General features: G+C 64.9%; 13 protein-coding genes. 11 read left to right on the forward strand and 2 right to left on the reverse strand.

All coding sequences use genetic code 11. The features are described 5' to 3' along the window. Positions 1-6: 6 nt before the first annotated feature. From grxD to Q0L25_RS19380, 9 genes are all read left to right on the forward strand, one after another. Positions 7-339 carry a Grx4 family monothiol glutaredoxin gene (grxD, locus tag Q0L25_RS19340; RefSeq protein WP_296617136.1) on the forward strand — a complete coding sequence of 111 codons (333 nt, stop codon included), beginning with the start codon at positions 7-9 and terminating at the stop codon, positions 337-339. Positions 340-369: 30 nt separating this feature from the next. Next, positions 370-1,656, forward strand: a complete 1,287-nt coding sequence (locus tag Q0L25_RS19345; RefSeq protein ID WP_296617138.1) for a glycosyltransferase — start codon at positions 370-372, stop codon at positions 1,654-1,656. A 624-nt stretch (positions 1,657-2,280) separates the two neighbouring features. Next, positions 2,281-2,649, forward strand: coding sequence for a BlaI/MecI/CopY family transcriptional regulator (locus tag Q0L25_RS19350; RefSeq protein ID WP_296617140.1), 369 nt, complete (start codon positions 2,281-2,283; stop codon positions 2,647-2,649). Further along, positions 2,646-4,181 carry a M56 family metallopeptidase gene (locus tag Q0L25_RS19355; protein ID WP_296617142.1) on the forward strand — a complete coding sequence of 512 codons (1,536 nt, stop codon included), beginning with the start codon at positions 2,646-2,648 and terminating at the stop codon, positions 4,179-4,181. The genes Q0L25_RS19350 and Q0L25_RS19355 overlap by 4 nt, the downstream gene beginning before the upstream one ends. Before the next feature lie 143 nt (positions 4,182-4,324). After that, complete coding sequence (locus tag Q0L25_RS19360; protein WP_296617143.1) at positions 4,325-5,179, forward strand: MBL fold metallo-hydrolase; 855 nt, start codon at positions 4,325-4,327, stop codon at positions 5,177-5,179. Further along, entirely contained in the window at positions 5,164-5,877 is a 714-nt protein-coding gene (locus Q0L25_RS19365) for a DUF4230 domain-containing protein (protein WP_296617145.1), read from the forward strand. The genes Q0L25_RS19360 and Q0L25_RS19365 overlap by 16 nt, the downstream gene beginning before the upstream one ends. A 261-nt stretch (positions 5,878-6,138) precedes the next feature. Next, positions 6,139-6,858 carry a hypothetical protein gene (locus tag Q0L25_RS19370; RefSeq protein ID WP_296617146.1) on the forward strand — a complete coding sequence of 240 codons (720 nt, stop codon included), beginning with the start codon at positions 6,139-6,141 and terminating at the stop codon, positions 6,856-6,858. 51 nt (positions 6,859-6,909) lie between these two features. Further along, entirely contained in the window at positions 6,910-7,908 is a 999-nt protein-coding gene (nadA, locus tag Q0L25_RS19375; protein WP_296617148.1) for a quinolinate synthase NadA, read from the forward strand. 2 nt (positions 7,909-7,910) lie between these two features. Beyond that, positions 7,911-8,399 (forward strand): hypothetical protein, encoded by a 489-nt coding sequence (locus Q0L25_RS19380; protein WP_296617150.1) that lies wholly within the window; start codon positions 7,911-7,913, stop codon positions 8,397-8,399. 18 nt (positions 8,400-8,417) lie between these two features. Here Q0L25_RS19380 and ppk2 read toward each other — a convergent pair whose 3' ends face one another. Beyond that, on the reverse strand, positions 8,418-9,173 hold the full coding sequence (gene ppk2, locus Q0L25_RS19385) for a polyphosphate kinase 2 (protein WP_296617152.1): 756 nt from the start codon (positions 9,171-9,173) through the stop codon (positions 8,418-8,420). 35 nt (positions 9,174-9,208) lie between these two features. Here ppk2 and Q0L25_RS19390 point away from each other — a divergent pair, with 35 nt between their 5' ends. After that, positions 9,209-10,345: an acyltransferase gene (locus Q0L25_RS19390; protein WP_296617154.1), complete on the forward strand. Its 1,137-nt coding sequence runs from the start codon at positions 9,209-9,211 to the stop codon at positions 10,343-10,345. Between the two features lie 13 nt (positions 10,346-10,358). Here Q0L25_RS19390 and Q0L25_RS19395 read toward each other — a convergent pair whose 3' ends face one another. Further along, a complete protein-coding gene (locus tag Q0L25_RS19395; RefSeq protein WP_296617156.1) occupies positions 10,359-10,874 on the reverse strand; it encodes a DUF1697 domain-containing protein in 516 nt (171 codons plus the stop codon). 180 nt (positions 10,875-11,054) lie between these two features. Between Q0L25_RS19395 and Q0L25_RS19400 the strand changes: the two genes are divergently transcribed. Continuing rightward, positions 11,055-12,149, forward strand: a complete 1,095-nt coding sequence (locus tag Q0L25_RS19400) for an acyltransferase (RefSeq protein WP_296617158.1) — start codon at positions 11,055-11,057, stop codon at positions 12,147-12,149. The last annotated feature ends 20 nt before the right edge of the window (positions 12,150-12,169 follow it).

Genomic DNA, 12,169 nt, shown 5'->3' on the forward strand with positions numbered 1-12,169 from the left:
AAGACGATGACCGACGCCGCGCAGGCGCGTATAGCGGAACTGGTACAGCGTTCCGACGTACTGCTATTCATGAAAGGCAGTCCCTTATTCCCGCAATGCGGCTTTTCGAGCCGAGCGGTGGCGATTCTCCAGCATCTCGGGGTCGAGTTCGACAGTGTCGACGTGCTCCAGGATCAGGAAATCCGCCAGGGAATCAAGGCATTCAGCGACTGGCCGACCATTCCCCAGCTTTATGTGAAGGGCGAATTCGTCGGCGGGTCGGACATCATGATGGAGATGTACGAGAGCGGAGAGCTGTCCCAGCTGCTCGCCGAACAAGGAGCGGCCCCCGCCGCCTGATCGGCGCGCCAACATAAAAAGGGAATAAACATGCTACTGCAAGGCGACCCCCCGCGCCGCGCAGGAGAGAGCGGTGCGCCGCTGATCCTTTGCGATTTGACCCAGAGCTACGCGCCTTCGGGCGGCGGCGGTATCAGCACCTATCTGCGTGAAAAGCGCGATTATGTGCTGACTCACACCCCGCATCACCTGCTTCAGATCGTGCCCGGCCCGGAAGACAAGATCACGGTCAACGGCCGTCACATCTTCGCGGAAGTGGCCGCGCCGCGCGTCCATGGCAGCCCCAATTACCGCTTCATCCTGCGCACCGGCGTGGTCCGCGACATCCTGGCGAAATACCGCCCGGACGTGATCGAGTCGCTCTGTCCCTGGGTTCTCCCCTGGACCGCGATCAATCATCGCAAGAAGTTCCCGCACACGACGTTGGTTGCCGGCTATCGTACCGATTTCCCCAACGCCCATGTCTATCGCGTCGGCCGCGAGAAATTCGGCGAAACGATCGGTCGGGGCTTGCAAAAAGTGAGCTACGGCTATGCCGAGCTCACCTATCGCGAGTTCGACTGGGTCTATACGCTGAGCGAGGACGCCCGGGCGGCGCTGGGGCGGCGCAGGATCACGCGGACCGACGTGTTGCCGCTGGGCGTCGATATCGACATGTTCTCGCCCGCCAAGCGCGACCCCGCATTTCGCCAAGAGCTCGGCTTCGATTTTCGCGGTCCCTTGCTGGTCTATGCCGGACGCGTCGATAACGAGAAGCGCGCGGACCGCCTGGTCGCGATGTTCAAGCAATTGCCGCGCGATTTGGACGCGGCGATGGTGATGATCGGCGATGGCAAGCTGATGGACCGGCTCAAGGCACAGGCAAGCGGACTGCCGATCGCTTTTCCCGGGTTCGAAAAGGACCGCGCCGAACTCGCTCGCGCGCTGGCGTCGTCGGACATCTACGTCTCCGCGATGGCGGACGAGACGTTCGGCATCTCGGTGCTTGAGGCGCAGGCTTGCGCGCTGCCGGTGGTCGGTGTCGCTTCGGGCGCGATGCCCGACCGCGTGCCTCCGGGCCTCGGTTTGCTGGGTCCGGTCGACGACACGGCGGCAATGGCTGCCAACGTGGCCAGGATCTGGCGCGACGATCACCAGGCGATCGGTATCGAGGCGCGGCATCACGTCGAAACCAATTTCAGCTGGAAGCGAACCTTCGAGCGCTTGCTCGGCGACATCTATCCCAAGGCGATGGCGCGGGCCGCCGGGCGGGCGACCGCTCGAAAAAGCGGGTGGTTCGGCGGCGTGCGCGAGCCGCAACCGCTCCCTGCGGAGTGAACGCACGCTAGGTTGGGGATTCATATTTCCCTAATCCTCCCGCGGATTTTTCCGTCACCCCAGCGAAAGAACATCGGGTGGAGCATGCCCCGCATGCTCAAGGATGGTCCGGGGGGCGATCCGACTCGATGTTGGTCGCAGGTGGAGACGCGACGCGGCTTGAGATCCCAGCTTTCGCTGGGATGACGAGTTGAAATTGGATCGCTTTAAGAACGCCGGCTTATCTGGGTTCTCAACCAAAATCTGATCTGGTGGGAAGCCGGGTGAGGGCGGACCGGTGCAAGATCGGGGGAGCGACCGGTCCGCCCTGCTGAAGCGGAAGACCGCTCGGGCACATGATACTCTGCAGGGGGCGTGCCAGTCCGTGCCAGTCGCGGATTCCCGCGGGACTCGGTGGTTAATGGCCATCAGGCCGCCTCCGAGCTTGTAAGGAATCCCGACGGTTTTCCCCCAACCCTGCGACGTCACCCCGGACTTGTTCCGGGGTCCAACCATCCGCAACGGAATCCTGCCTTCGTTGCACGTTGGATGCCGGCACGAGCCCGGCATGACGGAGATGGCGCCCGCTATTGACTACACCCGTAATCAATGCGATTACATCCGTAGTCATGAGGGAGACGAGTCGTGGCCGAGCGTATCAGTGATGCCGAACATGCCGTGATGGAGGTGCTGTGGGAGGAAAGCCCGCTCACGGCGCAAGACGTCGCCGAACGCGTCCCCGCCGAGCGCGGATGGAGCGCGAACACCGTCAAGACCTTGCTCGGGCGCCTGCTCGCCAAGAATGCGATCGCGCATGAGGAAGAGGGGCGGCGCTATCTCTATCGCCCGCTGGTCCAGCGTGAGGATTATGTTGCGGGAGAATCGCAGCGGCTGATCGACCGTCTGTTCGGCGGCAAGCTCACTCCGCTCGTCGCCCATCTCGCCGAGCGCGACCAATTGACCGCGCAGGACATTGCCGAGATCGAGGCGATCCTGAAGGAGCTCAAGGCGTGATCGCCTGGGCGATCGAGGCGCTCATCGCCTCCGCGCTGCTGATGGCGGTGGTTCTCGTCATCCGCGCGCCCGTCCGCCGGCATTTCGGCCCAGGCGTCGCCTATGCGCTCTGGGCGCTCCCCGTGATCCGGCTGATCCTGCCGCCGCTCCCGCAACTCCACAGCGCGGCGCCGCAATTGCTCAGCCGCGCGAGCGATACCGTAACCATCTATGTGATCGAGCCGCTCGGAGGCTCGGCCGCCGCGCCCGTTTCCCTTTACTCCTCGCTTGGCACGGTCCTCGCCGTGCTCTGGGGGACGGGTGCGGCGGCGTTTCTCTGCTGGCACGCGCTCGGCCATTGGCGGTTCTGCCGGCGGATGATCGACGCCAGCACCTATAGCGAGCGCGCCGGGGATATCGAGGTGATCGAGACGTCGGCGGCGTCCGGGCCGCTCGCCTTCGGCATCTTCCGCCGCTACGTCGCCTTTCCGCGCGATTTCGCCGAGCGTTACGATGCCGACGAGCGCGAACTCGCGTTGCTGCACGAGCTTGGCCACCACCAGCGCGGCGACCTGATCGCCAATTGGATCGCGTTGGCGGTGCTCGCGCTCCACTGGTTCAACCCGTTGGCCTGGCGCGCCTTCCGGGCATTCCGCGCCGACCAGGAAATGGCCAATGACGCGCTGGTCCTGGCCGGCCGCTCGGCGATCGACCGCCACACTTATGCCTGCGCGATCGTCAAGGCGGCGCATGGCGGCGCGGTGTCGGCGGCGTGCCATCTCCATACCGTACAAGATCTGAAAGGACGTTTGAGGATGCTTACCACCGGACGCCGTTCGCGGCTTCGACTGACGCTGGGCGGCACCGCCGTCGCGGCGCTGATGGCCGGCGGCCTGGTCGCGACCGCCAGCGGCACGCCCGCCGCCGCCACTGTCCGTGCCGGAGTCGAAAAGGCGACGGGGATCGACATCGCGGCGATCGACGCGCGCGTCGCGGCCAAGCTGCAATCGACGCCGCCTGCGCCGTCCGCGCCGGCGCCCGCCGCCGAGCCCGAAGGCGCCGACTTGCCGCCGCCTCCGCCGCCTCCCGCCAATGTCGCGCCGCCGCAACGGCCCGACGACGCCGATGTCGCGACCAGTGACGGTGGCACCAGGAAGATGTCCAAGCGCTTCAAGATCGTCCGCGTCGACAAGGACGGCAAGGCGGTCACCGAGGATTGGGTCGGTCCGATCAACGTACCCGACGTGCGGTCGCGCAATTGCGGCGGTGGCGACGATCACAACATGGTCGTCAACAAGACCCGCGGCGACAAGCACATCATCATCATCTGCAACGACCGCATCGAACGCGTCGTCGCGATGAGCACCGCCAACATCGAGAAATCGAAGGATATCCAGCGGATGGCCTATACCCGCGCGCTGGAAGGCCTGAACCGCGCCCGCGCGCGGATCTCGAGCGACGATCGGATGGGCGCCGAAGAAAAACGCGACGCGCTGGAAAGCATCGATGAGTCGATCAAGGAGATGCAGGCCAACCTGGCCAATCCCGATTGACGGCTTTGCCCTCTCCCGCAAGCGGGAGAGGGGCTTGCAGTTCAGGGAGGGGCGGGCGGCGGCCCACAGCACCGCCGCCGCCCGACCAACCTTCTGACCGCCAAGCCTTGCCAAGCCTCGCTCCAGCCGCCATCTCGACTGGCATGGACGAGCAGAAGCCCGGCGTACCGCAGGTCCTCGAACCGCTGGTGACGCGGGTTCTCGCGGACAATCCGTCGCCGTTCACGCACACCGGCACCCAGACCCACCTGGTTGGCACTGCCGATCTCGCGGTGATCGATCCGGGCCCAGACGATCCCCGGCATATCGACGCACTGGTCCGCGCGATCGCCGGCCGCCCGGTCACCGCCATCGTCATCACCCATACCCATCGCGATCACAGTCCGGGCGCGGCGCCGCTCAAGGCGCGGACCGGCGCTCCGATCGTCGGTTGCGCGCCGCTCGCGCTCGACGATCTCGGTCCGCGCGCCGATGCCAGTTTCGACGCCGATTACGCGCCCGACGCGGTGATGGCGGAGGGCGACAGCGTGTCGGGCAGCGACTGGACGCTGACCGCGATCGCCACGCCGGGGCACACGTCGAACCATCTCGCCTTCGCGCTTCCCGAGACGAAGGCACTATTCACCGGCGATCATGTGATGGGCTGGTCGACCACCATCGTCTCGCCGCCCGATGGCGACATGGCGGCCTATATGGACAGCCTCGCCAAGCTGCAGGCGCGCGACGACCGCATCTATTACCCGGCCCATGGCGACCCGGTCGACAAGCCGCAGCGGCTGGTGCGCGGCCTGATCGGCCACCGCAAGCAGCGCGAGGGGCAGATATTGCGCCTGCTCGACGCCGAACCACGAACGATCCCGGCGATGGTGGCGAAAATGTATGTCGGCATCGACCCGCGCTTGTTTCCCGCCGCCGAGCGATCGGTTCTCGCCCATCTCTACGAACTGCGCGACCGGCACATCGTCGCCGACCGGGGGGATCTATGGCGGAAGATCTGAAGCACAGCCGGAAAGGCGCCGCGACCAGCTTCCTGATCAAGTTCGGCGGCGCGTTGGCGCTGATCGCCTTGTTCTTCGCCGGCGGATTGTGGGTGGTGCAGTCGTACATCACCGCGCGGGTCGATCCCGATCCGGTGACGATCGCCACGGCCAGCATCCAGGGCCTGCGCGAACAGAACAAGCTGTCGGCGTTCCAAGCGAGTTATGTCGCGGTCGTCACCTCGACCCAATCGCGGTTCGGCCTGTCGACCGAACGGACGGTGATCATGCCCGGCACCGTCGATTACGAGGTCGACCTCAGCAAGCTCACCCGGCGCGACGTGGTGTGGGACGCGAAGAGCAAGACCCTGGGCGTGACCTTGCCGCAGCCGATGCCGTCGGCGCCGCGCATCAATATCAACGCGATCAAGACCTATGGCCGCGACGGCGTGCTCGGCACCTTCACCGATGTCGGATCGCAGCTGGACAACACCAACCGTGTCGCGGCGCAAAAGGAACTGGCGAGCCAGGCGCTCCAACCCGAGCCGATGAAGCTGGCGCGCGACGCTACCCGGCGCGCGGTCGAGCAGAGCTTCGCGCTGCCGCTCAAGGCCGCCGGCCTCGATGCGACCGTCCGCGTGCGTTTTGCGGGGGAGGGGCGGAATGACGAGATCTGGGACATGTCGAAGCCGCTCGACGGCGTGAACTACAGAAAATAGCGCTTGGGCGCCGGATCGGGGCAATAAAATCCTCCCCGGCACGGGGAGGGGGACCGCTCGCGTAGCGAGTGGTGGAGCGGGCCCGCGATCAACGAGCGAAGGGCCGGGAGGTTAGTGCGGAGGGCCCCCTCCACCAAGCCGCTTCGCGTCTTGGTCCCCTTCCCCGTGCCGGGGAGGAATTCGCAGACCGCTCTCGCTCTCTCCCTAGTGCATCGACAGTAATACTGCTAAATCCCCACCAACATTTTCCGGGGGGAAATCATGGCCACGACAGCTGACACGCAGATGCATCCGCTCGTCCGGGAGCGCCTGTTCTTCTTCGTCATGGCGCTGGTGATCGCGGCGACGGTCGTCAGCGGCTTTTCGCTTCAGCTGGCGATGGGGCGCTCGAGCTTTGGCGCGCCCTGGTGGGTGCACGTCCACGGCCTGACCTTCATGGGCTGGATCGGCATCTATCTGGCGCAGAACTTCCTGATCTGGCGCGGGGAATTGACGCTCCACCGCCGGCTCGGGCGCGTCGCCGCTGTCTATGTCGGCTGGATGGTGCTGGTCGGGCTCAGCGTGAATACGCTGACGGCGATCAACCACCGCATTCCGCCGTTCTTCGAACCCAATGTCTTCCTGGTGATGGATTGGCTGACCGTGCTGACCTTTGCCGGACTGACTCTCGCCGGCGTGGCGATGCGCGGACGGACCGATTGGCACCGCCGGCTGATGCTGTGCGGCGCGATCCAGGTGATGACGCCGGGCGTCGGGCGCCTGTTGCCGCTGCCGTTGATGGGGACCTGGATCCTGTGGGGCATCTGGGCGGTGATGCTGGTCTATGTCGCGGTCGCGATGATCTATGACCTGCGCACCCGCGGCAAGCTGCATCCGGCCTATTTCTGGGGGTTCGGCGCAATCACGATAGTGGTGGCGTTGATGCGCCCGATCGCGTTTAGTCCGCCGATGCTCAGCTTGACTCATCACCTGATGGGTTGATCCGCTCCCCGCCCGGGGCCATGTGGGCGCCGACACTTGGCGGAGCGGATCATGGAACAGCGGACCAACCTCACGGGCCTCGATTTGCGCGCCGAAATCGATCGGCTGCGCAAGGAACGCAACGCCGTCATCCTGGCGCATTATTACCAGAAGCCCGAAATTCAGGACATTGCCGACTTCGTCGGCGACAGCCTGGATCTCAGCCGCAAGGCGCAGGCGACCGATGCCGAGGTCATCGCCTTCTGCGGCGTGCGCTTCATGGCCGAGACGGCGAAGATCCTGTCGCCGGAGAAGGTCGTGGTGCTGCCCGACATGAACGCCGGCTGCAGCCTGGAGGACAGCTGCCCGCCCGAGCAATTCGCCGCGTTCCGCGCGCAGCATCCCGACGCGATCGCGCTGACCTATATCAATTGCTCGGCGGCGGTGAAGGCATTGAGCGACGTCATCGTCACCAGTTCGTCGGCGGAAAAGATCCTCAGCCAGATCCCCAAGGACCAGAAGATCATCTTCGGCCCCGACCGCAATCTCGGCGGCTATCTCGCGCGCAAGACCGGGCGCGACCTCATCCTGTGGCCGGGCGTGTGTATCGTGCACGAGGCGTTCAGCGAGACCGAATTGCTCAAGCTCAGGGCGCAGCATCCGGGCGCCCCGGTCGCCGCGCACCCCGAATGCCCGCCGGTGATCCTCGACCATGCCGATTATGTCGGCTCGACCAGCGGCATCCTGAAATACGCCCAGGAATTCCAGGGCGACACTTTGATCGTCGCGACCGAGCCGCACATCATCCATCAGATGGAAAAGGCGCTGCCGGACAAGCATTTCATCGGTGCGCCGGGCGCCGACGGCAACTGCAACTGCAACATCTGCCCGTACATGGCGCTCAACACGATGGAGAAGCTCTACGTCGCGCTGCGCGACCTCGAGCCGCGCATCGAGATGGAGGAAGAGCTGCGCCTCAAGGCGAAGAAGAGCCTCGACGCGATGCTCGCGATGGCGAGTGGGACGGTGGGGATGGGGGACCTCGGGCCGGCGAAGGTGACGGGGGACTAGGCATGTGGGCCGCCGGTTATTCGCAAGAAGAACTGGATCGCGCCCAGGAAGAATTCGGCCTGGTCTTTCCGCCGGATCTGGTCGACCTGCTACGCGATCGTCGCCCCGCGAACGGCTATGACTGGCGTGTCGATCGAGAGAAGATCAGGGAAATGCTCGCCTGGCCGCTCAAAGGCATGCTGTTCGACATCGAACAGAATGGCTTTTGGATGGACGAATGGGGTGTGATCCCCGAACGCGAAGCCGATCGACGTGAGATCGCGACCGCCGCTGTCCGGGCAGCGCCGAACCTCATTCCGCTTGTCAGCCACCGCTATCTTCCCGCTGAGCCCAGCGAGCCCGGCAATCCGGTTTTCTCGATCTACCAAACCGACATCATCTATTACGGCGCTAATCTGGAGCACTATTTTCAAAACGAATTCGGCAGTTGGTCGTCGCTGGAAGAGACAGCCTATCGCTACATCCGCTTTTGGTCCGATATCGCGGGCTGACGGATTGACGGCCGCACGCTACCGAAACAGCCGTCCATCCTCTGCTGCCGCCGCCTCATATCCAAACAGGACCTTGATATCCGGCGCGCCGATGTTTTCGGACACCTCCGGCGTCCCCAGCGTCCGGAGCAGATACCGGATGATCGCCTTGTGCGCCTTCTTCTTTGCGTTGGCGCGGACGCACGTCCAGGGCGCGGCTTCGCAGTCTGTCATCGCGAGCATCGTGTTGCGCGCCCGGGTATAATCGTCCCACTTCTTCTGCGCGACGTCGTCGAGCGGTGAGGTCTTGAGCGCCTTGAGCGGATCGATGCGGCGATCCTTCAGCCGCGCGGCCTGTTCGTCCTTCGATATGTCGAGCCACAATTTGACCAGCCGGATACCGCTCTCGACCAGCATCCGCTCGAACCCCGGCACGTCGCGCAGGAACTGCGCCTGCTCCTCGGCGGTCGAGAAGCCGTTGACGACTTCGACGCCGGCCCGATTGTACCAGCTGCGGTTGAAGATCACGAGCTCTCCCGCCGCCGGCAGATGCGCGACATAGCGTTGGAAGAACCATTGCGTGCGCTCGCGGTCGCTCGGCTTGGGCAGGGCGACCACCCGCGTGTTGCGCACCGACAGGTGCTCGGTGATCGCCTTGATCGTGCCGTCCTTGCCCGAGGCGTCGCGCCCCTCGAGCACGAGGACCGCGCGCTCGCCGCTCTCGACCATCGCCTGCTGGAGGCGGACCAGCCCGAGTTGCAATACGTCGCCGACGTCCATCTTGTCCTTGGCCATCGCTGTCCTCCGTCGGCGCGAGCTTGTCGAACCTCATGACTTTGTACAAGCTGCGCAGCGGGCATGCGGGGGAAGCGTTCTTGGGAGAGATCACCGGACGTCGCGATGCGGTGCTGATCGCGCCGCTGACGACCACCCGCTTCATCGCTGCGGCGCTCGTGGTCTTCTACCATTCGGGCGCTACCTGGGTGCTGTCGCATCCGCAGGCGCCGGCGGTGCTCCGCACGCTGCTGCTCAACTTCTATGTCAGCGTGACCTATTTCTTTACGCTGTCCGGCTTCATCCTGCATTTCACCTATCGCGGCGGCGTGGTCGGCGCCGCGAAATGGAAGAATTATGGTGTCGCGCGGTTCGCGCGGATCTATCCCGTTTACCTGCTCGCCGTCCTGGCGATGCTGCCATTCGCGCGGTGGCGGGGGCTGAGCGACCTGCCGCAATTCCTGCTGATCCATTGGTGGCTGCCCGACCATCTGTGGCATTGGCGCGCCTGGAACTTGCCGACCTGGACTCTATCGATCGAATTCTTCCTTTATCTCTGCTTCCCGTTCCTATCGCGCCTGATTGCCGGCCTGGAGTCGCGATGGGTGTGGGCGACGATCGCGGCGGCGGGCATATTCGTGCTGGTGAGCGGAAGCGCCGCGATCTTCGCCAATAGCGAGGGGCGTTATGGCTGGATGCTGTGGACGCCGATCCCGCTATTGCGGCTGCCCGAATTCGTCATCGGCATCTGCGCGGGCGAGTTGCACCTGCGGCGTGAGGGGCGGCGGTTCCCGGTCCCGTCCTGGCTGTTGGCGCTCCTGTTGCTGGCCGGACTCTGCATCAGCCGCGCGCAATGGGTGGCGGGGTTCACGACGCTGACCGCGGCGGCGTTCATGTCGGCGGTCGCGTCCGAACGAAACACGCGGCTCGCGCGCTTCCTCAGCGTTCGGGCGTTCGTCCTTCTGGGGGGCGCGAGCTACGCTTTCTACCTGTTTCACCAGCCGGCGCACTTCGCGATGCTGCGGCTGGCCGGCGGGTCTAAATTGATCCTGGCCCTGCAATATCCGGTGCTGCTGGCGTCGGCGCTGCTGATCTTCCTGTTGGTCGAGGAGCCGGCGCGCGAATGGGTCAGGAAGCGGGCCGGCATGAAACGGTCGGTGATCGGTGAAGCGGTGGCGCTCCCGGCGGGCTGACGTGGCGCTGCCGCTAGAGCTTCCCGGCCATCTCCGCCAGCTTCGCCACCGTGTTCATGTTGCGCCCGGTGCCGGTCCTCGCGGCGGGGATTTTGAGCTTCGAATCCGCCATGCCGTGATCGGTGTAGCGGATGTAGATTTCGCGCTCGCCGAGCGCCATTTTCTCGCCGTTGATATTGGTCGCCTGCGCGATGGCATCCTTGGGCGGCGCCTCGTCCAGGAACGTGGCGACCACGCGGTTGCCCGGCGCATCCGGAAACGGATTGGCGTCGCGGACCCCCGCCATTTCCTCGGCGGTTCGCACCATCACGCCGACCGCCTTGCCGGCATATTTCTCCATCGCCGCCTCGAGCGCGGCTTTCACCGCTTTCTCGCTCTTGCTCGAGGTGAAGACGACATTGCCGCTGGCGATATAGGTCTTCACCTTGCCGAACCCGGCGGCTTCGCACATCGCCGTCAATTCGGTCATCGGCAGCTTGCCGGTCCCCCCGACATTCACCGCACGGAGCAGGGCGATATAGGCGGTCATCTCGGTCTCTCTCCCCCTCTCGATGGTCTCGGCCGCTCCCGCGCCTCGTCATCGATCTTGCCTGGAATATGGCCGGAGACAAAGGTTTTTGGCCGTGAATTCAAAATCGACCTGCGCCGATTGACCTGGATCGATGCGCACGGCACGGGATGACGCTAGTTGGGGCCGGGGGGACCACGAGTGAACGATCGGGAAGCGCGTACGGCCGTGTTGCGGCCGCTGGTGGGAATCAGGTTCATCGCCGTCGCGGCGACGGTATTTCATCATTCGGGATCGAGCTGGCTTTCGGCGCAGCCCTGGGCGCCCAAGATACTCGCCAATTCCGCCTTGCATGCGCAGATGGCGCTGGGTTTCTTCTTCGTGCTCTCCGGCTTCATCCTGCAGACACTGTATCGCGGGCGGCTGAGCGAGGCGGGGGCGTGGCGGCGCTACGGCGTCTCGCGGGTCGCGCGAATCTATCCCGTCTATCTGATCGGCGTGCTGCTGATGGCGCCTGCCTATGCCGTGATGGCGTGGAGTGCGCTGCCGCAATTCGCGCTGATCCAGTGCTGGGCGACGCTCGGCAACACTTGGGGATGGCAGAATTGGAACCCGCCGGCCTGGATGCTGTCGGTCGAGTTCTTCTTCTATCTCTGCTTTCCGCTGCTGTGCGGCCTGGTCGAACGCGCCCCGCGCTATCTTCTGTTCGCCAGCGTCGCCCTGGTGGCGGTGTTCGCCATTGTCACCGGCAGCGTCGACCCGCCCACGGAAGTGCAGCGTTTCGCGTGGATGAACTACCTGCCGCTGCCGGTGTTGCGTCTGCCCGAATTTTTCGCCGGCATGTTGCTGGCCGAGTGGCAGGCGCGCCGCGGCGTCCGCGCGCTGCCGATCCCGCCCGAGCTTTCATTGCTCGTGTTCGTCCTTGTGCTCGGCCAGGATTCCTTCGGCTTGCAGGCCGCTTGCGCCGTCATCCTGGCGACCTTGGTCATCCTGGGACTGGTCAACGCGCCGCGAGCGCCGTTCACCCGATTGATGAACACGCGCGGCTTCATGCTGCTGGGGGCGGCGAGCTATGCCCTCTATATCATCCACGAACCGGTCAATTTCGCCTTGCGCGCGATCGCCGGCGGACGGTCGCTGCTCATGCTGCAATATCCGATCGATCTCGCGCTCTCGATCGCCATCCTGTTCCTGGTCGAGACTCCGGCGCGGAAATGGATCAACGCGCGCTTCGCCACGATCGGAAGGAGGCGTCCGAACGGCGCGGTAGCGGCGGTCGCGGAAGCGGCGGCCTGACGATTATGGGGTCGCGCGCC

The organism is Sphingomonas sp. (assembly GCF_024508665.1).
In the GTDB taxonomy this organism is placed as follows: Bacteria; Pseudomonadota; Alphaproteobacteria; order Sphingomonadales; family Sphingomonadaceae; genus Sphingomonas.

Excerpts from the sequence above, each read along its gene's own strand:
- Q0L25_RS19390 (WP_296617154.1), top strand. The coding sequence starts at position 9,209 with ATGACTTTGTACAAGCTGCGCAGCGGGCATGCGGGGGAAGCGTTCTTG.
- Q0L25_RS19360 (WP_296617143.1), top strand. The coding sequence starts at position 4,325 with ATGGACGAGCAGAAGCCCGGCGTACCGCAGGTCCTCGAACCGCTGGTG.
- Q0L25_RS19380 (WP_296617150.1), top strand. The coding sequence starts at position 7,911 with ATGTGGGCCGCCGGTTATTCGCAAGAAGAACTGGATCGCGCCCAGGAA.
- Q0L25_RS19370 (WP_296617146.1), top strand. The coding sequence starts at position 6,139 with ATGGCCACGACAGCTGACACGCAGATGCATCCGCTCGTCCGGGAGCGC.
- ppk2 (WP_296617152.1), bottom strand. The coding sequence starts at position 9,173 with ATGGCCAAGGACAAGATGGACGTCGGCGACGTATTGCAACTCGGGCTG.
- Q0L25_RS19365 (WP_296617145.1), top strand. The coding sequence starts at position 5,164 with ATGGCGGAAGATCTGAAGCACAGCCGGAAAGGCGCCGCGACCAGCTTC.
- Q0L25_RS19345 (WP_296617138.1), top strand. The coding sequence starts at position 370 with ATGCTACTGCAAGGCGACCCCCCGCGCCGCGCAGGAGAGAGCGGTGCG.
- Q0L25_RS19395 (WP_296617156.1), bottom strand. The coding sequence starts at position 10,874 with ATGACCGCCTATATCGCCCTGCTCCGTGCGGTGAATGTCGGGGGGACC.
- nadA (WP_296617148.1), top strand. The coding sequence starts at position 6,910 with ATGGAACAGCGGACCAACCTCACGGGCCTCGATTTGCGCGCCGAAATC.
- grxD (WP_296617136.1), top strand. The coding sequence starts at position 7 with ATGACCGACGCCGCGCAGGCGCGTATAGCGGAACTGGTACAGCGTTCC.